Here is a 21,633-nt window from a genome sequence, read left to right as displayed (position 1 = left end):
GGCGCGGGTTCCACGCTGTGGGCAGGGGCATGACGGGGGTCGTGTCCTGAGGTTATGGTCACAGCGGCGCGACTGCCTTGACATGCGCAAGGCTCGGAGAGCAAGGGGATCGCAAGGTGGCAGACGCTGCACTGGAAGGCACCCGCAGGGTGCTCGTTGCCGCGGACAAGTTCAAGGGGTCGCTGACGGCGGTGCAGGTCGCCGAGCGGGTGACCGCGGGACTGCGTCGGGTCGTGCCGGACATCGAGGTCGAGGCGCTGCCGGTGGCAGACGGCGGTGACGGGACGGTCGCCGCGGCGGTCGCGGCCGGGTTCGAACGCCATGAGGTACGGGTCTCGGGGCCGCTCGGCGACGAGGTGACCGCCGCGTTCGGGCTGCGCGCGGGCACGGCCGTGGTGGAGATGGCCGAGGCGAGCGGGCTCCAGCGGCTGCCGGAGGGTGTCTTCGCGCCCCTCACGGCGTCCACGTACGGGTCGGGGGAGCTGCTGCGGGCCGCGCTGGACGCGGGGGCCCGCACGATCGTGTTCGGTGTGGGCGGCAGCGCGACCACGGACGGCGGGGCCGGGATGCTGGCCGCGCTGGGCGCGCGGTTCCTGAACGCGGCCGGGGAGCCGGTGCCGCCGGGCGGCGGCGGGCTCGCCGCGCTGGTCTCGGCCGATCTGTCGGGGCTCGACGCCCGGCTGGCCGACGTGGAGCTGGTGCTGGCCAGCGACGTCGACAACCCGCTGACCGGGCCCATGGGGGCGCCCGCGGTGTACGGGCCGCAGAAGGGTGCCTCGCCGGAGGACGTGCGCGCGCTGGACGAGGCGCTGGGGCACTTCGCGAAGGTGCTGGAGGACGCCGTCGGGGCGCGGGCCGCCGAGTTCGCGGCTGCGCCGGGGGCGGGGGCGGCCGGGGGCATCGGCTACGGCGCCCTGCTGGTCGGGGCGCGGTTCCGTCCCGGTATCGACGTGATGCTCGATGTGCTGGGGTTCGCCCCCGCGCTGGAGCGGGCCTCGCTGGTGATCACGGGGGAGGGGTCGCTGGACGAGCAGACGCTGCACGGCAAGGCCCCTGCGGGGGTCGCCGCTGCCGCGCGGGCCGCCGGCAAGGAGGTTGTCGCGGTGTGCGGGCGGTTGGCGCTGCCGCCGGAGGCGTTGGGGCGGGCCGGGATTCGGCGGGCCTATCCGCTGACGGAGGTCGAGCCGGACGTTTCGCGGTGCGTCGCGGATGCCGGGCCGATCCTGGAGCGGGTCGCCGAGTCGTTGGCGCGGGACTTCCTGTCCTGAGGCGGGTTCTTCTCGCCCCCGCCGCCCCTTCCCGTCCCGTCCCCGGGGGCTCCGCCCCTTCGGCCCCGCCAGGGGGCTCCGCCCCCTGGGCCCCAGGGCCTTTGCCCACCCACCACCCGAAACGGGCGGTCGAGGAGGCGCTGTGCAAGCGGATCCCGGGGCTGTGCCCGACCGAAACGGGCGGTCGAGGAGTCGCTGTACAGGTGGACTCCGGGGGCTGTGCCCGACCGAAACGGGCGGCCGGGAAGTCGCTGCTCCAGCCGCCCGGGAATCGGGCGCCGAGGAGTCGCTGTACGACGACAGGGCCCGAGCTCGGTGGCGAGCTCGGGCCCTGTCGTGTGTGCTGCGGGGTGGTTACGGCAGCTGGGCCGCTCGGGCCTCGCGACGGTTGTCGCGGAAGTTGTTCACCCGGCGGGCCGTGGCGAACAGGGGGATCACCGCGGCCGTGACGAGCTGAAGGGCACAGCCGGTCTGCAGGAGCACCTCGCCGCTCGGGGCGTCGAAGGCCCAGGCGGTGAGCAGGCCCATGCTGAGGACGATCCAGGTGAGCATCGCCACCGCGAGGCGGCCCCGCGGCTTCGGGTACTCGACCCGGCTGACCATCAGCCACGCGGTGCCGATGATCGCCAGCAGGGTCGCCACGAAGGGCAGCTCCAGCAGGACGATCGAGACCACCGTCAGCGCGCCGAAGGGGGAGGGCATGCCCTGGAACATGCCGTTCGTCGGCGTCACACAGGAGAACCGGGCCAGTCGCAGGACCACCGCCAGCAGGACCACGATCGCGCCCACCGCCGCCACACGCTGGTGCGCGTCGTCCGCGACCATGCCGTAGACGAGGACGAAGTACGCCGGCGCGAGGCCGAAGCTGATCAGGTCCGAGAGGTTGTCCAGCTCGGCGCCCATCGGCGAGGAGCGCAGCTTGCGCGCCACCAGGCCGTCGAAGAGGTCGAAGACCGCCGCACAGAGCATCAGGATGACCGCCGTGGCCGCGCTGTGGCGGGCCATGCCGGACTCCTGGCTTCCGGTGAGGTGCGGGATCAGGATGCCGGTGGTGGTGAAGTACACCGCCATGAAGCCGCACGTGGCGTTGCCGAGGGTGAGCGTGTCCGCTATCGACAGGCGCAGCGAGAGCGGCATCTCCTCCTCGTCGCTCTCATCGGCCTCCGGCACCCATTCGGTCCGGGTCTCCGGGTCAATCACGGTCAATGCGAGTCACCCCTGCCACGGTCTTCTGACCCACCTCGACCGCGATCTCGACGCCCTCGGGGAGGTAGATGTCGACGCGCGAGCCGAAGCGGATCAGACCGATGCGGTCGCCCTGCTCGACCTTCGTGCCCTGGGGCAGGTAAGGAACGATGCGGCGGGCCACGGCGCCGGCGATCTGGATCATCTCGATGTCACCGAGCTCGGTGTCGAAGTGCCAGACGACGCGCTCGTTGTTCTCGCTCTCCTTGTTGAAAGCGGGAACGAAGCCGCCCGGGACGTGCTCGACGGACGTCACCGTGCCCGACAGAGGGGCGCGGTTGACGTGGACGTTGAGCGGGCTCATGAAGATCGCGACCCGGGTCCGTCCGTCCTTCCACGGCATGATGCTCTGCACCACTCCGTCGGCGGGGGAGATGACCCGTCCCTTCGCGATCTCTCGCTCGGGGTCGCGGAAGAACCACAGCATGCCCGCCGCGAGAGCGGTGGCGGGTACGGCGACGGCCTTGGCGACGCCGGAGCGGCGGGCCCTGACCAGGCTGAGTGCTGCGGTGGCGACGGTCGGGAGAAGCCACGGCGATGCTCCGCGCGCGAGGCGTACGCCGGCCCGGCTGTCGCGTGGTGCAGAGGTTTGGCTGTGGGGCATGGATGACCTTCGTAGCGGATGATGCCGCGCTTGAGGGGGGACGGCGGCTTTCCGGCGATCGTAGCGGTTAAGAGCCGCAACTGGGTAAGCCAGGAAGCCGAGTCGGCAGCCGAGGAGTGCCTACGGGGTGTGATCTTCTTCTCGAAGAAAACACCCCGTTCCCGGACAATCAGCCCTGGAATCGATACTCTTCGAGCAGCCTGCGCCCGATGATCATTTTCTGGATCTCGGCGGTACCCTCGCCGATCAGCAGCATCGGAGCCTCGCGGTAGAGGCGCTCGATCTCGTACTCCTTGGAGAAGCCGTAGCCGCCGTGGATCCGGAAGGCGTCCTCGACGACTTCCTTGCAGTATTCGGAGGCGAGGTACTTCGCCATCCCTGCTTCGAGGTCGTTTCGTTCCCCGGAGTCCTTTTTGCGTGCCGCGTTCACCATCATGGCATGAGCGGCCTCGACCTTGGTAGCCATCTCGGCCAGCTTGAACTGGATCGCCTGGTGCTGGGCGATCGGCTTGCCGAAAGTGTGACGCTGCTGGGCGTACTGGACGCCGAGCTCGAAGGCACGCTGAGCGACACCGCAGCCACGCGCGGCGACATTGACGCGGCCGACCTCGACCCCGTCCATCATTTGGTAAAAACCTCGTCCGGTGACCCCGCCGAGCACGCGGTCGGCGGGAATCCGCAGGCCATCCATGATGAGCTCGGTGGTGTCGACACCCTTGTAGCCCATCTTGTCGATCTTGCCGGGAATGGTGAGGCCGGGCCGGACCTCTCCGAAGCCGGGCTCCTTCTCGACGAGGAAGGTCGTCATCGACTTGTGGGGCTTCGCGGCCGCCTCTTCGGGGGTGAGTCCTTCGTCACTCCGGACCAGAACGGCCACCAGAGAGGACGTGCCGCCGTTCGTCAGCCACATCTTCTGGCCGTTGAGGACGTACTCGTCGCCGTCCCTGACCGCCTTGGACGTGATGGCCGACACATCGGAGCCCAGGGCCGGCTCCGACATCGAGAAGGCGCCGCGGATGTCGCCGGCCGCCATGCGCGGCAGGAAGTGGTCCTTCTGCTCCTGCGTGCCGTGCTGCTTGAGCATGTACGCCACGATGAAGTGCGTGTTGATGATGCCGGACACCGACATCCAGCCGCGGGCGATCTCCTCCACGCACAGGGCGTAGGTCAGGAGCGACTCGCCCAGGCCGCCGTACTCCTCCGGGATCATCAGGCCGAAGAGGCCGAGTTCCTTGAGGCCGTCGACGATCTGCTGCGGGTACTCGTCACGGTGCTCCAGCCCGGTCGCGACCGGGATGATCTCCTTGTCCACGAAGTCGCGGACGGTCTTGAGGATCTCCTGCTGGACGTCGGTCAGACCGGCGGTCTGGGCGAGACGGGCCATCTCTACTTCTCCTGCTGCTTCAGTTCGGGACGGCCCGGCTGCTCGCCGCCGCGCTCCTTGATGTACGTCTCGGTGGGCACCATCACCTTGCGGCGGAAGACGCACACCAGGGTGCCGTCCTGCTTGTAGCCCTTGGTCTCGACGTAGACGATGCCGCGGTCGTTCTTCGACTTCGACGGCCACTTGTCGAGCACGGTCGTCTGGCCGTAGATCGTGTCGCCGTGGAAGGTCGGCGCCACGTGCCTGAGCGACTCGATCTCCAGGTTGGCGATCGCCTTGCCGGAGATGTCCGGCACGCTCATGCCGAGCAGCAGGGAGTAGATGTAGTTCCCGACGACGACGTTCTTGCCGAAGTCCGTCGTCTTCTCCGCATAGTTCGTGTCCATGTGGAGGGGGTGGTGGTTCATGGTGAGGAGACAGAACAGGTGGTCGTCGTACTCCGTGACCGTCTTGCCCGGCCAGTGCTTGTACGTCGCCCCGACCTCGAACTCCTCGTAGGTGCGTCCGAACTGCATGGCCCTACGCCTCCGGGATCTCGAACTTGCTGGTGCGCTGCATGCCGGCGGCCCGGCCCTTGCCGGAGATGACCAGGGCCATCTTGCGGCTGGCCTCGTCGATCATCTCGTCGCCGAGCATCGCGGAGCCCTTCTTGCCGCCCGCCTCGGACGTGTAGTAGTCGTACGCGTCCAGGATCAGCTCGGCGTGGTCGTAGTCCTCCTGCGACGGCGAGAAGATCTCGTTGGACGCCTCGACCTGGCCCGGGTGCAGCACCCACTTGCCGTCGAAGCCGAGCGCGGCGGCGCGCTGGGCGACGGCGCGGTAGCCGTCGATGTTGCGGATCTGGAGGTAGGGGCCGTCGATCGCCTGGAGGTTGTTGGCGCGGGCGGCCATCAGGATCTTCATCAGGATGTAGTGGTAGGCGTCCGCCGGGTAGCCGGGCGGCTGCTCGCCCACGACCAGCGACTTCATGTTGATCGACGCCATGAAGTCGGCCGGGCCGAAGATGATGGTCTCCACGCGCGGGGAGGCCTGCGCGATGGCGTTGACGTTGTTCAGGCCCTGCGCGTTCTCGATCTGCGCCTCGATGCCGATCTTGCCGACCTCGAAGCCCATCGTCTTCTCGATCTGCGTCAGCAGCAGGTCCAGCGCGACGACCTGCTCGGCCGTCTGCACCTTCGGCAGCATGATGCAGTCGAGGTTCTGGCCGGCGCCCTCGACGACGGTCACGACGTCGCGGTACGTCCACTCGGTCGTCCAGTCGTTGACCCGCACGACCCGCGTCTTGCCGGTCCAGTCGCCCTCGTTGAGGAACTTGACGATGGTGTGCCGCGCCTCGGGCTTGGCGAGCGGGGCGCAGGCGTCCTCCAGGTCCAGGAAGACCTGGTCAGCCGGCAGGCCCTGGGCCTTCTCCAGGAAGCGGGGGTTCGAGCCCGGCACGGCCAGGCAGGAGCGCCGCGGACGGAGACGGTTGACGGTCATGCGGGGACCTCCAGGGGGTCGAGCTTGTTCGCTTTCCGGATCTCGTCGACGATGCGGCCGATGATTCCGGTGATGTCGAAGTCCTTCGGGGTGAACACCGCGGCCACTCCGGCGGCCCGCAGCTGTTCGGCGTCACCACTGGGGATGATGCCACCGGCGATCACCGGGATATCTGTGGCACCGGCCACACGCAGCCGTTCCAGGACATCAGGCACCAGCTGGGCGTGCGAGCCGGACAGGATCGACAGGCCGACCGCGTGCACGTCCTCGGCGAGGGCCGCGTCGACGATCTGCTCCGGGGTGAGCCGGATGCCCTGGTAGACCACCTCGAAGCCGGCGTCACGGGCCCGGACGGCGATCTGCTCGGCGCCGTTGGAGTGCCCGTCCAGGCCGGGCTTGCCGACCAGGAAGCGCAGCTTGCCCGAGCCCAGCTCGCGGGCCGTGTCCTCCACCTTGCGGCGGACCCCGGCGAGCGCGGAGCCCGCCTCGGCCGGCACGGCGACCGGCGCGGAGGACACACCCGTCGGGGCGCGGAACTCGCCGAACACCTCGCGCAGCGCCCCGGCCCACTCGCCGGTGGTGACACCGGCGCGGGCGCACTCCAGGGTGGCCTCCATGAGGTTGGCGGTGCCCTTCGCGGCCTCCTTCAGACGCTCCAGCGCCTTGCAGGGGCGGGGGTGGTTGAAGGGCGGCTGGTAGCGCGTGTCCCGCCAGTGCTGGAGGGAGGCGATGACCTGGGCCTCGACCGCCGGGTCGACCGTCTGGATCGCGGTGTCCAGGTCGGAGGTGAGCGGGTTCTCCTCGGTCGTCTCGAAGATGTTGACGCCGACGATCTTCTCCTGGCCGGACTCGATGCGCGCCCGGCGCTCCGCGTGCGAGGAGACCAGCTGCGACTTGAGGTAGCCGGACTCGACGGCCGCCATGGCGCCGCCCATCTCCTCGATCCGGTCGATCTCCTTGAGGGAGTCCTCGACGAGCTGGGCGACCTTGGCCTCGATCACCGTCGAGCCCGCGAAGATGTCCTCGTACTCCAGCAGGTCGCTCTCGTGCGCCAGGACCTGCTGGATGCGCAGGCTCCACTGCTGGTCCCAGGGCCGGGGCAGGCCCAGGGCCTCGTTCCAGGCGGGGAGCTGGACGGCCCGCGCGCGGGCGTCCTTGGACAGCGTGACGGCCAGCATCTCCAGGACGATCCGCTGGACGTTGTTCTCCGGCTGCGCCTCGGTCAGGCCCAGGGAGTTGACCTGGACGCCGTAGCGGAACCGGCGCTGCTTGGGGTTCTCGATGCCGTACCGCTCGCGTGTGATCTCGTCCCAGATCCGCCCGAACGCCCGCATCTTGCACATCTCCTCGACGAAGCGGACGCCCGCGTTCACGAAGAAGGAGATACGGGCGACGACGTCCCCGAACTTCTCGGCGGGGACCTGTCCCGAGTCGCGGACGGCGTCGAGCACCGCGATCGCGGTGGACATCGCGTACGCGATCTCCTGGACCGGCGTGGCGCCCGCCTCCTGCAGGTGGTAGCTGCAGATGTTGATCGGGTTCCACTTGGGGATGTGGGAGACCGTGTACGCGATCATGTCCGTCGTGAGGCGGAGGGAGGGCCCCGGCGGGAAGACGTGCGTCCCGCGGGAGAGGTACTCCTTCACGATGTCGTTCTGGGTCGTGCCCTGGAGCCGGGTGATGTCCGCGCCCTGCTCCTCGGCGACGACCTGGTAGAGCGCCAGCAGCCACATGGCGGTGGCGTTGATCGTCATCGAGGTGTTCATCTGCTCCAGGGGGATGTCCTGGAACAGCCGGCGCATGTCGCCGAGGTGCGCGACCGGCACTCCGACCCGGCCGACCTCGCCGCGGGCGAGGATGTGGTCGGAGTCGTAGCCGGTCTGGGTCGGCAGGTCGAACGCGACCGACAGACCCGTCTGGCCCTTGGCGAGGTTGCGGCGGTACAGCTCGTTGGACGCCTCGGCCGTGGAGTGTCCGGCGTACGTGCGCATGAGCCACGGCCGGTCCTTCTCCCGCCGCCCTTCGGCGTTCTGACGCTCAGTCATCTATGACCCCGGGTGTCTCAGACGTTGCGGAAGCGGTTGATGGCGTCGATGTGCTTGGCGCGCATCTCCTCGTCGCGCACGCCCAGACCCTCCTCGGGGGCCAGGCAGAGCACGCCGACCTTGCCCTGGTGGAGGTTGCGGTGCACGTCGTAGGCGGCCTGGCCGGTCTCCTCCAGGGAGTAGACCTTCGACAGGGTCGGGTGGATCTTGCCCTTGGCGATGAGGCGGTTGGCCTCCCAGGCCTCGCGGTAGTTCGCGAAGTGCGAGCCGATGATCCGCTTCAGCGACATCCACAGGTAGCGGTTGTCGTACTCGTGCATGTAGCCCGAGGTCGAGGCGCAGGTGGTGATGGTGCCGCCCTTGCGGGTGACGTAGACCGAGGCGCCGAAGGTCTCGCGGCCCGGGTGCTCGAAGACGATGTCGATGTCCTCGCCGCCGGTGAACTCGCGGATGCGCTTGCCGAAGCGCTTCCACTCCTTCGGGTCCTGGGTGTTCTCGTCCTTCCAGAACCTGTAGCCCTCGGCGCTGCGGTCGATGATCGCCTCGGCGCCCATCGAGCGGCAGATGTCCGCCTTCTGCTCGCTGGAGACGACACAGATCGGGTTGGCGCCGCCGGCCAGCGCGAACTGCGTGGCGTAGGAGCCGAGGCCGCCGCTGGCGCCCCAGATCAGGACGTTGTCGCCCTGCTTCATGCCGGCGCCGTTGCGGGAGACCAGCTGGCGGTAGGCGGTGGAGTTCACCAGGCCCGGCGCGGCGGCCTCCTCCCAGCTGAGGTGGCCCGGCTTGGGCATCAGCTGGTTGGACTTGACCAGGGCGATCTCGGCGAGGCCGCCGAAGTTGGTCTCGAAGCCCCAGATGCGCTGCTCGGGGTCGAGCATGGTGTCGTTGTGGCCGTCGGAGGACTCCAGCTCGACGGACAGGCAGTGCGCGACGACCTCGTCACCGGGCTGCCAGGCGTTGACGCCCGGGCCGGTGCGCAGGACGACGCCCGCGAGGTCGGAGCCGATGATGTGGTACGGCAGGTCGTGGCGCTTGGCCAGCTCGTTGGTGCGGCCGTAGCGCTCGAGGAACCCGAAGGTGGACAGCGGCTCGAAGATCGAGGTCCACACCGAGTTGTAGTTGACCGAGGAGGCCATCACCGCGACCAGGGCCTCGCCCGGGCCGAGCTCCGGCAGCGGCACGTCGTCGAGGTGGATCGACTTGCGCGGGTCCTTGTCGCGGGACTCGAGGCCCGCGAACATCTCGGTCTCGTCCTTGTGCACGGTGATCGCGCGGTACGACTCGGGCAGCGGGAGAGCGGCGATGTCGGCGGACGTGGTGTCCGGGGACTGGATCGCGTCCAGGATGTCCTTGGTGGTCACGGTGTTGCCTCCGGCGATGCGCACCCTGAGGGGGGGTGCTGAGGGAGCGCCCTGAGGGAGGGGCGCTTGAGGGTTTCGGCTGTGCTGCTGAGGGTTGTTTCCGTATGCCGTCGGTTCGGCGGTGGTGCTGATCGGCAGCGCTTTGTGGCGCGGGAGGTTGCCTGTGACGCAGGCGTCCGGGCGGCGAACCAGAGGTTGCGGGGACAGCCGACGCGCGAAGGATCACTGCGCGCCGGCCGCCCGGACAACATCAACGTATGGCACACCGTGTCACCTGGCAAGGCACTGAGTGCCAGGAATTGAGCTCAGGTGAAATCTTTACGTAACAAATGAGCGATGATCGATCGAACACGGCTGGAGACTCGGTGGAAAAGGGCCTCTGACATGCCAAAACGGCCACCCCGAGGGGTGGCCGTCATCACAGCGGGGGAGCGGGCTCAGCGCTCCTTCAAAGCCTCTTCGATGGTCCTCATGACCTCGTCCAGCGGGGCGTCGGTCCGCGCCACCGTCACCAGCACCTCGCCCGTTCCCGTGACCGTGGCCGCCGGGACCGGGCGGGCCGCGTCGGCGCTCGTGCGGCCCGCGCCGATGCCGTTGCCGAACGTCTTGCGCACGATGGCGAAGGCGTGGTCGAGCTGGGCCTCCACGTCCCCCTGGCCGCCGGCCCTCAGCCAGCGGCGCAGCACGTGGTTGTGTGCGGTGACCACGGCGGAGGCGGCGACCTCGGCCAGCAGCGGGTCGTCGTTGGCGTCGTCGTCGTGGGCGTGCTCGTCGAAGTGGCCGAGCAGATAGCGGGTGAACAGGCGCTCGTAGCGGGCCACCGAGGCGATCTCCGCCTCGCGCAGGGTGGGCACCTCGCGCGTGAGCTTGTAGCGGGCCACCGAGATCTCCGGCCGGGCCGCGTACATCCGCATGACTTCCTTGATGCCCCGGCACACCGTGTCGAGGGGGTGCTCATGGGCGGGGGCGGCGTTGAGCACCGCCTCGGCGCGGATCAGGGTGTCGTCGTGGTCCGGGAAGATCGCCTCTTCCTTGGACCGGAAGTGACGGAAGAAGGTGCGGCGGGCGACCCCGGCCGCGGCCGCGATCTCGTCGACGGTGGTCGCCTCGTACCCCTTGGTCGCGAACAGCTCCATGGCCGCGGCCGCCAGTTCACGGCGCATCTTGAGCCGCTGGGCCGCCGCGCGGGACCCCGCGGCGCTCTCCGGCGCGTCGGCTGTGGCAGGGGTACGGGAGGACTTGGCGGGCTGGGACATGCCCCGAACGTACTGCATGTGCGCAGCTCGGTGCGCATGCACGGGGGTTCCCCCGCCCTCGGGGGGCGGGGGAGCGGGTCCGCGGACGGGCTGCCCGGCCCTGGCCGGTTCGAGCAGCCCGCCCCAGTCCTCCCCGGTCCGGAACCAGTCGCCGACCCTGTCAGCGCCGGGCATACTCACGGAAACCCCGGCCCGTCTTGCGGCCGAGGCAGCCCGCTGCCACCAGGTGTTCCAGGAGCGGCGCGGGGGCGAGACCGGGGTCGCGGAACTCGCGGTGCAGCACCTGCTCGATGGCCAGCGAGACATCGAGCCCGACGACGTCCAGCAGCTCGAACGGGCCCATCGGGTAGCCGCCGCCCAGCTTCATCGCGGCGTCGATGTCGTCCAGCGTCGCGTAGTGGTCCTGGACCATCTTGATGGCGTTGTTCAGGTACGGGAACAGCAGCGCGTTCACGATGAAGCCGGCCCGGTCGCCGCAGTCCACCGCGTGCTTGCGGATGCGGGCACAGACCTCGCGGACGGTCGCGTGGACGTCGTCGCCGGTCAGCACCGTGCGGACCACCTCGACCAGCTTCATGGCCGGCGCGGGGTTGAAGAAGTGCATGCCGATCACGTCCTGCGGGCGCGTGGTGGCGCGGGCGCAGGCGACGACGGGCAGCGAGGAGGTGGTGGTGGCCAGGATCGCGCCCGGCTTGCAGACCTTGTCCAGCGCCGCGAACAGCTGCTGCTTGATCTCCAGGTCCTCCGCGACCGCCTCGACGGCCAGGTCGACCTCGGCGAAGGCGTCGTAGGAACCGGCCGGGGTGATCCGGCCCAGGGTCTCCTCGGCCGCCTCGGCGGTCATCCGGCCCTTGGCGACCGAGCGGGACAGCGACTTGCCGATGAAGGCCTTGGCCGCCTCCGCCTTCGCCTCGCTGCGGGCCGCGAGGACCACGTCGAAGCCCGCCTTGGCGAACACCTCCGCGATGCCCGACGCCATGGTGCCCGAGCCCGCGACACCGACCGAGGAGACCGTACGGCCCTCGGCGAGCTCGCCGCCCTCCCGCGGGGTGAGCGCGTCGCGCACCACCGTGGCGCTGCCCGGGGCCTCGTAGGTGTAGAAGCCGCGGCCCGCCTTACGGCCCGTCAGCCCGGCCTCGCTGAGCTGCTTCAGGATCGGCGCCGGGGCGTGCAGCCGGTCGTGCGACTCGGCGTACATGGCCTCCAGGACCCGGCTCGCGCAGTCGATGCCGATCAGGTCCAGCAGGGCGAGCGGGCCCATCGGCAGACCGCAGCCCAGCCGCATCGCCGCGTCGATGTCCTCGCGGGAGGCGTACTTCGCCTCGTACATCGCGGCCGCCTGGTTGAGGTAGCCGAACAGCAGGCCGTCGGCGACGAAACCGGGCCGGTCGCCGACCGACACGGGCTCCTTGCCCAGCTCGATCGCCAGGTCGGTGACCGCGGCGACGGCGTTCGGGGAGGTGAGCACCGAGGAGACGATCTCCACCAGCCGCATCTGCTGCGCCGGGTTGAAGAAGTGCACGCCCAGCACCCGCTCGGGACGCTGGGACTCCGCGGCGAGCCGGGTCACCGACAGCGCGTTGGTGCCGGTCGCCAGGATGGTCTCCGGGCGCACGATCCGGTCCAGCTCGCGGAAGATCTCCTGCTTGATCTCGTACGACTCCGGGGCCACCTCGATGACCAGGTCGGCCTCGGCCGCGGCGCCGAGGTCGGTGGAGGTGCGCAGCCGGGCGACGACGTCCGCGCGCTCCTGCTCCGTGAGGCGCTCACGCTCCACGGCACGGGCGGTGGCGGCGTCCAGGGCGGCGACGCACCGGGCGGTCTGCGCCTCGTCGACGTCGATGCCGATGACCTCGCGGCCGGCCCGGGTGAGCACCTCGGCGATGCCGGTGCCCATCGTGCCGAGGCCGACCACGGCAATGGTCTTGAACGGGGACAGAGGGGTGTCGGACAGGGGAGTGGCCATCGCGGGACTCCAGGAATGAGGGTGACGACTGGGAACGCGACCCGGTACGCCGAAGGGGCGCACCGGGTGCGTGGAGGATGCGGGTGTGGTTCCGGGCTGCGAGCGCACACGCCCGGCGCCGCTCCGACGGGCGCGCACACGCCCGCCCTGCGGCGGAATCCGACCGGCCCTGTCCCTTGGCCGGGTCGCACTGCGGTGCCTGAAGCACCGAACCGACTGCTCTCATGGCGGCTGCGTCACCAAACCGCCACGAGCGTGGTAGCGAGTGGGTAACTCGCTCGTCTGAGCTTAACCGGTGGGTAACGAGCGCGCCAGCCCCCGGACTTTGTGATGTACGTCCCCCGGTCGGCCGATCCGCCCTACGCTCCACCCCATGGACGAAGAGTTGCGGTCGCTCACGGAGCGCTTACGGCGGGAGTCGGGGGCCACCCCCGCCTTCGAGCACCTCGCCGCAAGCGGAGAGGGCGAGCTGGCGCAGGTGCTCACCGCCCCCGGACAGCCTCTGTGGGCCCGCGAACTGGCCGCGTTCCGGCTGGGCCTGGCCGGCGACCGGCGGGCCTTCGAGTCGCTCGTCCTGCTGCTCAACCACCGTGACCCGCAGCGCTGCGCCTCCGCCGCCCACGCCCTCGCCCGCCTCGGCGACCCGCGCACCGCCCGCGCGGCCGCCGCCCTGGCCACCAACGAACTGCGCGTCGCCTACGCCCTGCACCCGGTGCGGCTGCTGGTCGAGCTGCGGGCCCCGGAGTCCGCGCCCGCGCTGATCACCACCCTCGAACGGCGGCTGCGCCCGCACGACCCCCACCGCAGGGTGGCCCTCGCCTGTGTGGAGGGGCTCGGCGCCCTCGGCGACCCGAGGGCCAGGACGGTGCTCAACGAGGCCCTGGCGCACCCGGTGCTCGCCCAGGCCGCCGTGCGGGCCCTGGCGCGGATTCCCAGGCCTAGGTGAGCTCCCTGGTGTACCGCACCTCGGGTACCGGGACGCCGCCCGCCTCGAAGGGCTCCTCGGTGCCGTCGGCCGAGAATCCCGCCCGCTCGTAGAACCGCCGCGCGCGGACGTTGCCCTTCAGTACCCACAGCAGCATCCGCGGGTGGCCGGCCTCGGCGCAGCGCCGTACGGACTCCGCCAGCAGGGCGCGGCCGACGCCGGTGCCGTAGTGCTCCGGGGCGACGTAGATCGCGTACAACTCGGCGTCCGCGGTGCGCACTTCGCCGTCCCGGTACGGGCCGTGGCAGGCCCAGCCGGTGACCTCGCCGCCGGGCTCGCGCTCGGCGACCAGGTCCACCGCCACACGGTCGGCGGCCGTGAACCGGGCCCGGTGGCGGTCGGCGTCTGCGGCCACGCTGAGCCCGTCCAGATAGGTCTGGGGCATCAGAGCCCGGTAGGCCGCCCGCCAGCCGCCGACGCGGATCTCGGCGACCCGGCCGCAGTCCGCGAGCGTCATCTCCCGCACCCGCGGGGTCACTCGGCCACCACCGCGTAGGCCTCGATCTCCATCAGGTACTCCGGCCGCACCAGCGCGGCGACCTGTACGGCGGAGGCGGCCGGGAGCCGGTCGTCCGGGATGTGCGCGGCGCGTGCCGCGCGGATCGCGGGCAGGTACGCCATGTCCGTGACGAAGAAGGTGAGTTTGACGACGTCCTCGAAGGTCGCCCCGGCGGCGGCGAGGCAGCGCCGGATGTTCTCGAAGACCTGACGCGCCTGGGCCCCGGGGTCGTCCGGGCCGACCAGCGTGCCGTTCTCGTCGAGCGGCAGCTGGCCGGACACGGCCACGAGACGCCCGCTGCCCGTCACCACATGGGTGTACGCGGCTGCGGGGGCGACCCCGTCGGGGGCGGGGATCCTGGTGATCGGCTCACTCATGCGGCCATGGGATCACAGGAGCCGCGCCGCCCGCCCCCGGACAACCCCTCAGCCGCGTGGGCCCAGCAGCCCGTGCAGCGTCGAGCCCCGCGAGGAGCCGGACCTGATGGTCAGCGGCTCGGGTTCGGCCTGGGCCGCGCACACGGCGTCCGCCTCACCGGCCCCGTCGCCGCGCGGCACCGTGCCGTCGGCGAGATAGGCGGCCAGGTGCTTGTCCAGGCAGGGGTTGCCGCTCAGTGTGATGCCGTGGTTCCCGCCGCCGTCCTCGACCACCAGGCTGGAGCCGCGCAGCAGGGTGTGCATCATGGCCCCGCCCCGGTACGGCGTCGCGGCGTCGTCGGTGGCCTGGAACAGCAGCACCGGCGGCAGTTCGGCGTTGGCGACGTCCACCGGCAGCTTCGGCGGGACCGTCCAGAACGCGCACGGCGCGTTGTACCAGGCGTTGTTCCAGGTCATGAAGGGCGCCTTGTCGTACATCGCCCAGTTGTCCGCGCGCCAGGCCGGCCAGGCGCGCGGCCAGGACGCGTCCCGGCACTGCACCGCGGTGTAGACGCTGTAGCCGTTCTCGCCGGAGGCGTCGAGCGCGGCGAAGGTGTCGTACGCCTCGACCAGCGCGTCGGAGTCCTTGTCGTTGACGTACGCGGCGAACGCCTCGGCGAGGTAGGGCCAGTAGCCGTCGTAGTAGCCGCCGGGCATGAAGGTGTCCTCCAGCTCCGCCGGGCCCACCTTCTTCCCCGCGGGCTCCTTCACCAGCGCCGCCCGCATCGCGTACCACCGCGACTCGACCTCGGCCGGGTCGGTGCCCAGCCCGTAGGCGCGGTCGTGCCGGGCGACCCAGGCCAGGAAGGCGCGGTGGCGGTCGTCGAAGGCGAGGTCCTGCGCGAGGTTGTCCTCGTACCAGACGCCCGTCGGGTCGACGACGGAGTCGAGCACGAAGCGGCGTACCCGGTCCGGGTGGAGCTTGCCGTAGACCGCGCCGAGGTAGGTGCCGTACGAGTAGCCGAAGTAGTTCAGCCGCTGCGCGCCCAGCGCCTGCCGGATGAGGTCCATGTCGTGCACGACGGCGGTCGTGTTGATGTACGGCAGCACGTCGGCGTGCTTCTCGGCGCAGGCGTCGGCGAAGGCCCTGGCGCGGGCCAGGTTGGCGTTCTCCACGCCGGGGGCGGCGGGCACCGAGTCGGGGCGCGGGGCGTCGAAGTGGCCGGGCAGGCAGTTCAGCGCGGGCCTGCTCCTGCCGACACCGCGCGGGTCGAAGCCGATCACGTCGTACTGGGAGGCCACCGACCTGGGCAGGGAGGCCGCGACGAATCCGGCGAGGGTGCGTCCGCTGCCGCCGGGGCCGCCGGGGTTGACCAGCAGCGGTCCCTGGGACTTCCTCGCGGTGTGCGGGACGCGGGTCAGGGCGAGGGTGATCTGCCGCCCCTGCGGGTCCGCGTGGTCCAGGGGGACCTCCAGGGACGCGCACTGGAGCGTCGGGTAGTCGCCGGTGCCGCACCTCTTCCAGGCGATTGCGGGGGCTGCGGCTCCCGGGCCGGTGGCCTCGGCGGGAACGGCGGTGAGCGCCCCGGCCAGGACGGCGGCGGCACCGCACAGCACGGCTGCGCGTTTCTTCATGGAGTCCTTCCAGGGCGGAACGGGGCCGGACCGCGGGGGTCACGGTCCTCGCGGCATCGTCCCGGAATCCCCGCCCGGAAGAACGTGTTGTCGCCGTACTTGACCCGATTGGGTCGTCAGGTGCGCTCGGTTGCCTCTCACATCAGCGTGAGCTGGGTCGGTTCCGGCCGCGGCTCGGGGGCGGGCTCCGGCTCGCGGACGCGGCGGGACATGCCGGGGCGCGCCGGTCCGATGCCGTACTCCTGGGCCAGTTCGTGCACCTGGCCGGTGATGCGGCGCTGGTACCACTTGGGCGCGTAGGCGCCCTCGGCGTACAGCCGCTCGTAGCGGCGCACCAGATGGGGGTGGTGCTGCCCGAGCCAGCTCATGAACCACTCGCGGGCGCCGGGGCGCAGATGCAGCACGAGCGGGGTGACCGAGGTGGCGCCGGAGGCGGCGATCGCCCGCACGGTGGCGCGCAGTTGGGCCGGATCGTCGCCGAGGAACGGGATCACCGGGGCCATCAGCACCCCGCAGCCGATGCCGTGCGCGGTGAGGGTGCGCACCACGTCCAGCCTGCGTTCGGGCGCCGGGGTGCCCGGTTCGACCGTGCGCCACAGCTCGTGGTCGGTGAAGCCGACCGAGACCGAGATGCCGACGTCGGTGACCTCGGCCGCCTGTTTCAGCAGGTCGAGGTCGCGCAGGATCAGGGTGCCCTTGGTCAGCACGGAGAAGGGGTTCGCGTGGTCGCGCAGGGCGGCGATGATGCCCGGCATCAGCCGGTAGCGGCCCTCCGCGCGCTGGTAGCAGTCGACGTTGGTGCCCATCGCCACGTGCTCGCCCTGCCAGCGCCGGGAGCCGAGCTGACGGCGCAGCAGCTCCGGCGCGTTCACCTTCACCACGATCTGGGTGTCGAAGCCGATGCCGGTGTCGAGGTCGAGATAGCTGTGCGTCTTCCTGGCGAAGCAGTAGACACAGGCGTGCGAGCAGCCCCGGTACGGGTTCACCGTCCACTCGAAGGGCATGCGCGAGGCGCCCGGGACCCGGTTGAGGATCGACCGGGCCCGGATCTCGTGGAAGGTGATCCCCCGGAACTCGGGCGTGTCGAAGGTCCGGCTGACCACCGCGTCGGCGCCGAAGAGGCCGGTGGCGGCCCGGCTGTGCTCGGCGGACTCGGTGAGGTTCTCCCAGCGCATGAGGCCTCCTCTGTAGCGCTGACCCTGCACTGACCCCGAGAATAGAACACATGTTCCCATGATCGTGCGACCTCGATTTGGGCGGCCGGGCGGCGGGGTGGTTGGCTGGCCCTGCCTTCCGGACCAGGCCCGCGACGCCGGCGTGATCCGGAAGAACGGCCCAGGGGCCGCAAGCCCGAGCAATCAGGTCATGGAGGCAGCAATGGCGCAGGTCGAGGCCACTACGGAGCGGGTCGTCGCGGCGGACCCGGAGAAGGTGTTCGACACCATCGCCGACTACAGCGGCAGCCGGGCGAAGCTCCTGCCCGCGCACTTCAGCGAGTACGAGGTGCGCGAGGGCGGCGACGGCGAGGGCACCCTCGTCCACTGGAAGCTCCAGGCCACCAGCAAGCGGGTGCGCGACTGCCTGCTCGAGGTCACCGAGCCCACCGACGGCGAGCTGGTCGAGAAGGACCGCAACTCCTCCATGGTCACCGTCTGGCGCGTCACCCCGGCCGGCGAGGGCAGGTCCCGTGTCGTCGTCACCACCACCTGGAACGGCGCGGGCGGCATCGGCGGCTTCTTCGAGAAGACCTTCGCCCCCAAGGGCCTCGGCCGGATCTACGACGCGGTCCTCGCCAACCTCGCCACCGAGGTCGAGAGCGCCTAGGACCCTTCTGGCGGCGTCCGGTGGGGGTTGTGCCGGGCGCCGCGGCGGACCGGCCGTCGCCCGCCGAGGGACCGGAGGCCTGAGCCGAAGCCCTCCTCCAACGGCCCCGCGGGGCGGGCGGATCGGGGTGCCGTGTGACCTGTGAGGCACGCGGTGCCGCGAATTCGCGGATTGCCGCACATCCCGTGCTGCCGGAGCCGTACGGTGGTCCCGGGGACAGATCTTGTGGAGGCGCGCGGAGAGAGGGCTTGGGCCATGGACCGTGGCACCGACCGGGCAGCATCTCCCAGCCGGCCGGCTGGGTCCGGCGGGCGGGCCGGGCGCGTCCCACTGGCCGTGGTCGTCGTCGACCGCGAGGGCCTGGTCTCGCACTGGAGCAGCGGCGCCCGGCGCCTGTTCGGCGTCCCCAAGGAGAGCGCGATCGGTCGGCCCGCCACCGATCTGCTGCCCGTCTCCGGCGCCCTGCCCGAGGAGCGCGAGCCCGGCCTCCACGGTGCCCACGGCGGCTACGACGGCCTCGGCCCCGACCTGGAGTCCTCGCTCGGCGGCGGGCTCTCCTACCCCGCCGCCGGACGCGCCCGGCTGGACGTGCCGGACGGCGACCGGGCCGACGTGCTGTGGTGGGCCTACCCGCTGGTGGGCCCCGGCCCCGAACGGCTGCTGGTGCTCGCGGCGGACGCCGCCGGGCCGTACCGCGACGGCGAGCGTGAGGGCGGGCGGGGCGTCGAGCACGAGGACGGGCGGGGCGTCGAGCGGATCGCCCCCGCCTTCGCCCTGCACACCGACTTCCCCGGCGCCGAGGACCTCGCCCGCCGGCTGCCCGAGATCCTGCCCAGCATGAGCGTCGGCGAGAGCGCCCGCATCGTCGCGCAGGTCCTCGAACTGGGCTACCCCGTCATGGAGTTCAGCCAGAACGACCGGGTGCCCGTCACCCCCGACTGGGGCGTGCCCCGGCGCGCCGAGCGCAGGGCCCGCCGCGAACGCCTCGCCCACGCCACCGCCGCGGGCGAGCCGCCGCCCGACGGCCCGGCCGAGGACGACGCCGAGGACCTCGAGTACACCGCCGTGCGCGAGCGCCTGGAGTTCCTCAACGAGGTCAGCGGACGCATCGGCACCTCCCTGGACCTCTCCCGCACCATCGTCGAGGTCAGCCGCGCGGTCGTGCCCCGCTTCACCGACGTCGCCGGCACCTATCTGCGCGAACAGGTCGTCGCGGGCGAGGGCTTCCCCGACGGCGTCCCCGACACCACCACCCTGTGGCACCGGGTCGCCGTGGAGCACACCGACGAACCCGGCCGCTGGGACGACGTCGTGCCGGTCGGCGAGGCCATGCCGTTCCCCGCGCACACCCCGTTCTTCCAGTGCATGACCAGCGGTGAACCCGTCCTCGTCCCGCGGATCAGCGAGCAGATGGGCCACGCCATCGCCTCGCAGTTCGAGAAGCGCGACATCCGGCCCCTGATCACCGGCCGGTCCATGCTGGTCGTCCCGCTCAAGGCACGCGACGTCGTGCTCGGCTTCATGATCCTGCTGCGTCACCCCGAGCGCGTCGAGTTCAACGACATGGACCGGGTGACCGGCGCCGAACTCGCCGCCCGCGCCGGGCTGGTGCTCGACAACGCGCGCATGTACACGTACCAGGAGTCGGTCGCCGAGACCCTCCAGGACAGCATGCTCCCGCACATCCCGGCGCGCCGGGCGGGCTGCGACATCGCCACCCGCTATCTGCCCGGCACCCTCCTCGGCCGGGTCGGCGGCGACTGGTTCGACTCCGTGAAACTGCCCGGCGCGCGCACCGCCTTCGTGGTCGGCGACGTCATGGGGCACGGCCTGAACTCGGCAGCGATGATGGGCCAGTTGAGGACCGCCGTGCAGACCATGGCCGCCCTCGACCTGCCGCCCGCCCAGCTGCTGCGCAACCTCGACGACCTCGCCCAGCGCCTCGGCGACACCTATCTGGCGACCTGTCTCTACGCCGTCTACGACCCGATCGGGAGCGAACTGCACCTCGCCAACGCCGGGCACATCCCGCCGGTGATCGTCCGCGCCGGGGACGGCCGAAGCGAGCTGCTCGACCTGCCGACCGGCGCCCCGATCGGGGTGGGCGGGGTGCCCTTCGAGTCCGTACGCGTGCGGGTGGAGCCCGGGGACCGGCTGGTGATGTGCACCGACGGCCTGGTGGAGATGCGCGGTGAGGACATCGGGGTGGGCCTGGCGACGCTGTGCGAGTCCGCCGCGCATCCGGCCGCTTCCATGGACGAGGCCTGCGACACCATCATCCGCGCCCTCAACACCCGCGGCGGCCGCAAGGACGACGTGGCCCTGCTGATGGCCCGGCTGAACGGCATCGCGCCCGACGACGTCGCCGAGTGGCGCCTCCCGCTCGACCCCCGCCAGGTGCCCCGCGCCCGGGCCGTGGTCCGCGAGCGACTGCACGACTGGGGGCTCGGCGAGCTGGCCGACACCGCCGAGCTGCTGGTCAGTGAGCTGGCCACCAACGCGCTGCGGCACTCGGTCCGCCGCCCGGTCGAACTGCGACTGGTGCGCGGCGACACCCTGCTGTGCGAGGTGGACGACGACGAGCACGAGCTGCCCACGCTGCTGAGCGCCGGACCCGGTGACGAGACGGGGCGCGGACTGCGGGTGGTCTCCACACTGGCCCGGGAGTGGGGCACCAGCCGTACCGGCACGGGCAAGACCGTGTGGTTCGAACTCACCCTGCCCCGGCGCCGGGGCTGACGGGGACCCACCCGGCCTGCCCGCCCGCCGAACAGGCCGACGGGGACCCACCCGGCCTGTTCGGCAGGCGGGCAGCGGCCCTGCTCAGGGCGTACGGGTCTCGAACGAGGCGTGAAGGAACGTCTCGCGTGCTTGTCGCGGTCGCCCCGGGGCGATAGACCGTACTGGCCCGTCAGTACGGCGGATCGACAGTGCACCCTGGGGAGTTGGGCATGAGCGTGACGAGTCGGTACCGGGACGCCTGGGAGGGTTTCTGGCGGGAGGCCTCCGACGAACCGGGGTCCGTGCTGTGGGACGCCGAACCGTCGCTGACCTCCGCGCTGCACGTCGCCCTGTTCGAGCCGCTGCTCGCCGACCCCGGCCTGCCGATGATCGACCTCGGCTGCGGCAACGGCACCCAGACCCGCTTCCTGGCCGCCCGCTTCCCGCGGGTGCTCGGCGCCGACCTGTCCGCCGCCGCCGTGGAGCACGCCCGCCGCGCCGACCCGGCCGGGCAGGCGAGATACCGGGAGCTGGACGCCACGGACAAGGCGGCGGCCGAGGCCCTGCACGCCGAACTGGGCGACGCCAACGTCTATATGCGCGGTGTCCTGCACCAGAGCGATCCGGACGACCGCCAGCCACTGGTCGACGCGCTCGCCGCGCTGCTCGGCAGCCGGGGCCGTGCCTTCCTGGTGGACCCCTCCGAGGCCGCCGGGGCCGCCCTGCGCGGGCTGGCGCAGGGCCCGGACGGCCCGCCCGCCAAGCTCGCCCCGATCTTCCGCCACGGCATCGCCCCCGGCGAGGTCGCCGACACCGCGGTCCCCGCCTTCCTGGCCGCCGCCGGGCTCACCGTCCTCGCGAGCGGGGCCCTGCCCCTGGCGACCACCGAGCACGCGGCCGACGGCTCCCTGATCGAGCTGCCCTCGAGGTGGCTGGTCGCCGCCGGAGCCTGAGCCGCCGTCCGGGGGTGCGGGTGCCGCCGGCCGACACCCGCACCCGTCACCG

The 21,633-nt window shown here is 71.4% G+C and carries 18 protein-coding genes; 5 read left to right on the top strand and 13 right to left on the bottom strand.

Annotated features, from left to right (window positions below):
- Positions 1–131: 131 nt before the first annotated feature.
- Entirely contained in the window at positions 132–1,268 is a 1,137-nt protein-coding gene (locus ACFYR0_RS03225; protein WP_389321961.1) for a glycerate kinase, read from the top strand.
- A gap of 354 nt (positions 1,269–1,622) precedes the next feature.
- On the opposite strand, the gene pssA is transcribed toward ACFYR0_RS03225, so the two are convergent.
- The 9 genes from pssA to ACFYR0_RS03180 form a co-directional block, all read right to left on the bottom strand.
- Entirely contained in the window at positions 1,623–2,438 is an 816-nt protein-coding gene (gene pssA, locus ACFYR0_RS03220) for a CDP-diacylglycerol--serine O-phosphatidyltransferase (RefSeq protein WP_386379349.1), read from the bottom strand.
- A 22-nt stretch (positions 2,439–2,460) separates the two neighbouring features.
- The gene (locus tag ACFYR0_RS03215; protein ID WP_389321319.1) at positions 2,461–3,117 is read right to left on the bottom strand and encodes a phosphatidylserine decarboxylase; all 657 of its coding nucleotides are present in this window, start codon (positions 3,115–3,117) and stop codon (positions 2,461–2,463) included.
- A 169-nt stretch (positions 3,118–3,286) separates the two neighbouring features.
- Complete coding sequence (locus ACFYR0_RS03210; RefSeq protein WP_389321317.1) at positions 3,287–4,501, bottom strand: acyl-CoA dehydrogenase family protein; 1,215 nt, start codon at positions 4,499–4,501, stop codon at positions 3,287–3,289.
- Positions 4,502–4,503: 2 nt separating this feature from the next.
- The gene (locus ACFYR0_RS03205; RefSeq protein WP_351803702.1) at positions 4,504–5,016 is read right to left on the bottom strand and encodes a MaoC family dehydratase; all 513 of its coding nucleotides are present in this window, start codon (positions 5,014–5,016) and stop codon (positions 4,504–4,506) included.
- A gap of 4 nt (positions 5,017–5,020) precedes the next feature.
- Complete coding sequence (locus ACFYR0_RS03200; RefSeq protein WP_386379252.1) at positions 5,021–5,980, bottom strand: HpcH/HpaI aldolase/citrate lyase family protein; 960 nt, start codon at positions 5,978–5,980, stop codon at positions 5,021–5,023.
- The gene (locus tag ACFYR0_RS03195; protein ID WP_389321314.1) at positions 5,977–8,025 is read right to left on the bottom strand and encodes a protein meaA; all 2,049 of its coding nucleotides are present in this window, start codon (positions 8,023–8,025) and stop codon (positions 5,977–5,979) included. Before ACFYR0_RS03195 ends, ACFYR0_RS03200 begins: the two co-directional genes overlap by 4 nt.
- 17 nt (positions 8,026–8,042) lie before the next feature.
- Complete coding sequence (gene ccrA, locus ACFYR0_RS03190; protein ID WP_389321312.1) at positions 8,043–9,386, bottom strand: crotonyl-CoA carboxylase/reductase; 1,344 nt, start codon at positions 9,384–9,386, stop codon at positions 8,043–8,045.
- Between the two features lie 437 nt (positions 9,387–9,823).
- Positions 9,824–10,642 (bottom strand): TetR family transcriptional regulator, encoded by an 819-nt coding sequence (locus ACFYR0_RS03185; protein WP_389321310.1) that lies wholly within the window; start codon positions 10,640–10,642, stop codon positions 9,824–9,826.
- A 160-nt stretch (positions 10,643–10,802) separates the two neighbouring features.
- Positions 10,803–12,608, bottom strand: a complete 1,806-nt coding sequence (locus tag ACFYR0_RS03180; protein ID WP_389321308.1) for a 3-hydroxyacyl-CoA dehydrogenase family protein — start codon at positions 12,606–12,608, stop codon at positions 10,803–10,805.
- A gap of 373 nt (positions 12,609–12,981) precedes the next feature.
- On the opposite strand from ACFYR0_RS03180, the gene ACFYR0_RS03175 reads away from it, so the two are divergent.
- Positions 12,982–13,554, top strand: a complete 573-nt coding sequence (locus ACFYR0_RS03175) for an adenylosuccinate lyase (RefSeq protein ID WP_389321306.1) — start codon at positions 12,982–12,984, stop codon at positions 13,552–13,554.
- On the opposite strand, the gene ACFYR0_RS03170 is transcribed toward ACFYR0_RS03175, so the two are convergent.
- From ACFYR0_RS03170 to ACFYR0_RS03155, 4 genes are all read right to left on the bottom strand, one after another.
- Positions 13,547–14,050 carry a GNAT family N-acetyltransferase gene (locus ACFYR0_RS03170; RefSeq protein WP_389321304.1) on the bottom strand — a complete coding sequence of 168 codons (504 nt, stop codon included), beginning with the start codon at positions 14,048–14,050 and terminating at the stop codon, positions 13,547–13,549. The genes ACFYR0_RS03175 and ACFYR0_RS03170 overlap by 8 nt on opposite strands.
- 17 nt (positions 14,051–14,067) lie before the next feature.
- Complete coding sequence (locus ACFYR0_RS03165; RefSeq protein ID WP_389321302.1) at positions 14,068–14,469, bottom strand: RidA family protein; 402 nt, start codon at positions 14,467–14,469, stop codon at positions 14,068–14,070.
- A gap of 48 nt (positions 14,470–14,517) precedes the next feature.
- On the bottom strand, positions 14,518–16,083 hold the full coding sequence (locus ACFYR0_RS03160) for an alpha/beta hydrolase (RefSeq protein ID WP_389321300.1): 1,566 nt from the start codon (positions 16,081–16,083) through the stop codon (positions 14,518–14,520).
- Between the two features lie 137 nt (positions 16,084–16,220).
- Positions 16,221–17,258 (bottom strand): Rv2578c family radical SAM protein, encoded by a 1,038-nt coding sequence (locus tag ACFYR0_RS03155; RefSeq protein ID WP_389321298.1) that lies wholly within the window; start codon positions 17,256–17,258, stop codon positions 16,221–16,223.
- A 202-nt stretch (positions 17,259–17,460) separates the two neighbouring features.
- On the opposite strand from ACFYR0_RS03155, the gene ACFYR0_RS03150 reads away from it, so the two are divergent.
- From ACFYR0_RS03150 to ACFYR0_RS03140, 3 genes are all read left to right on the top strand, one after another.
- Positions 17,461–17,907 carry an SRPBCC family protein gene (locus tag ACFYR0_RS03150; protein WP_389321296.1) on the top strand — a complete coding sequence of 149 codons (447 nt, stop codon included), beginning with the start codon at positions 17,461–17,463 and terminating at the stop codon, positions 17,905–17,907.
- 255 nt (positions 17,908–18,162) lie between these two features.
- A complete protein-coding gene (locus ACFYR0_RS03145; protein ID WP_389321294.1) occupies positions 18,163–20,646 on the top strand; it encodes a SpoIIE family protein phosphatase in 2,484 nt (827 codons plus the stop codon).
- A 212-nt stretch (positions 20,647–20,858) separates the two neighbouring features.
- A complete protein-coding gene (locus tag ACFYR0_RS03140; protein WP_389321292.1) occupies positions 20,859–21,581 on the top strand; it encodes a class I SAM-dependent methyltransferase in 723 nt (240 codons plus the stop codon).
- Positions 21,582–21,633: the final 52 nt, after the last annotated feature.

The sequence above is a fragment of the Streptomyces sp. NPDC005017 genome, assembly GCF_042873115.1.
Classification (GTDB): domain Bacteria; phylum Actinomycetota; class Actinomycetes; order Streptomycetales; family Streptomycetaceae; genus Streptomyces.
Note: the sequence above shows the minus strand (reverse complement) of the source record. Positions and strands in the feature narration are given on the sequence as shown.

Excerpts from the sequence above, each read along its gene's own strand:
- ACFYR0_RS03175 (WP_389321306.1), top strand. The coding sequence starts at position 12,982 with ATGGACGAAGAGTTGCGGTCGCTCACGGAGCGCTTACGGCGGGAGTCG.
- ACFYR0_RS03180 (WP_389321308.1), bottom strand. The coding sequence starts at position 12,608 with ATGGCCACTCCCCTGTCCGACACCCCTCTGTCCCCGTTCAAGACCATT.
- ACFYR0_RS03150 (WP_389321296.1), top strand. The coding sequence starts at position 17,461 with ATGGCGCAGGTCGAGGCCACTACGGAGCGGGTCGTCGCGGCGGACCCG.
- ACFYR0_RS03185 (WP_389321310.1), bottom strand. The coding sequence starts at position 10,642 with ATGTCCCAGCCCGCCAAGTCCTCCCGTACCCCTGCCACAGCCGACGCG.
- ACFYR0_RS03195 (WP_389321314.1), bottom strand. The coding sequence starts at position 8,025 with ATGACTGAGCGTCAGAACGCCGAAGGGCGGCGGGAGAAGGACCGGCCG.
- ACFYR0_RS03155 (WP_389321298.1), bottom strand. The coding sequence starts at position 17,258 with ATGCGCTGGGAGAACCTCACCGAGTCCGCCGAGCACAGCCGGGCCGCC.
- ACFYR0_RS03210 (WP_389321317.1), bottom strand. The coding sequence starts at position 4,501 with ATGGCCCGTCTCGCCCAGACCGCCGGTCTGACCGACGTCCAGCAGGAG.
- ACFYR0_RS03205 (WP_351803702.1), bottom strand. The coding sequence starts at position 5,016 with ATGCAGTTCGGACGCACCTACGAGGAGTTCGAGGTCGGGGCGACGTAC.
- ACFYR0_RS03145 (WP_389321294.1), top strand. The coding sequence starts at position 18,163 with ATGGACCGTGGCACCGACCGGGCAGCATCTCCCAGCCGGCCGGCTGGG.
- ACFYR0_RS03140 (WP_389321292.1), top strand. The coding sequence starts at position 20,859 with ATGAGCGTGACGAGTCGGTACCGGGACGCCTGGGAGGGTTTCTGGCGG.
- ACFYR0_RS03200 (WP_386379252.1), bottom strand. The coding sequence starts at position 5,980 with ATGACCGTCAACCGTCTCCGTCCGCGGCGCTCCTGCCTGGCCGTGCCG.
- ACFYR0_RS03160 (WP_389321300.1), bottom strand. The coding sequence starts at position 16,083 with ATGAAGAAACGCGCAGCCGTGCTGTGCGGTGCCGCCGCCGTCCTGGCC.
- ACFYR0_RS03165 (WP_389321302.1), bottom strand. The coding sequence starts at position 14,469 with ATGAGTGAGCCGATCACCAGGATCCCCGCCCCCGACGGGGTCGCCCCC.
- ACFYR0_RS03170 (WP_389321304.1), bottom strand. The coding sequence starts at position 14,050 with ATGACGCTCGCGGACTGCGGCCGGGTCGCCGAGATCCGCGTCGGCGGC.
- ACFYR0_RS03215 (WP_389321319.1), bottom strand. The coding sequence starts at position 3,117 with ATGCCCCACAGCCAAACCTCTGCACCACGCGACAGCCGGGCCGGCGTA.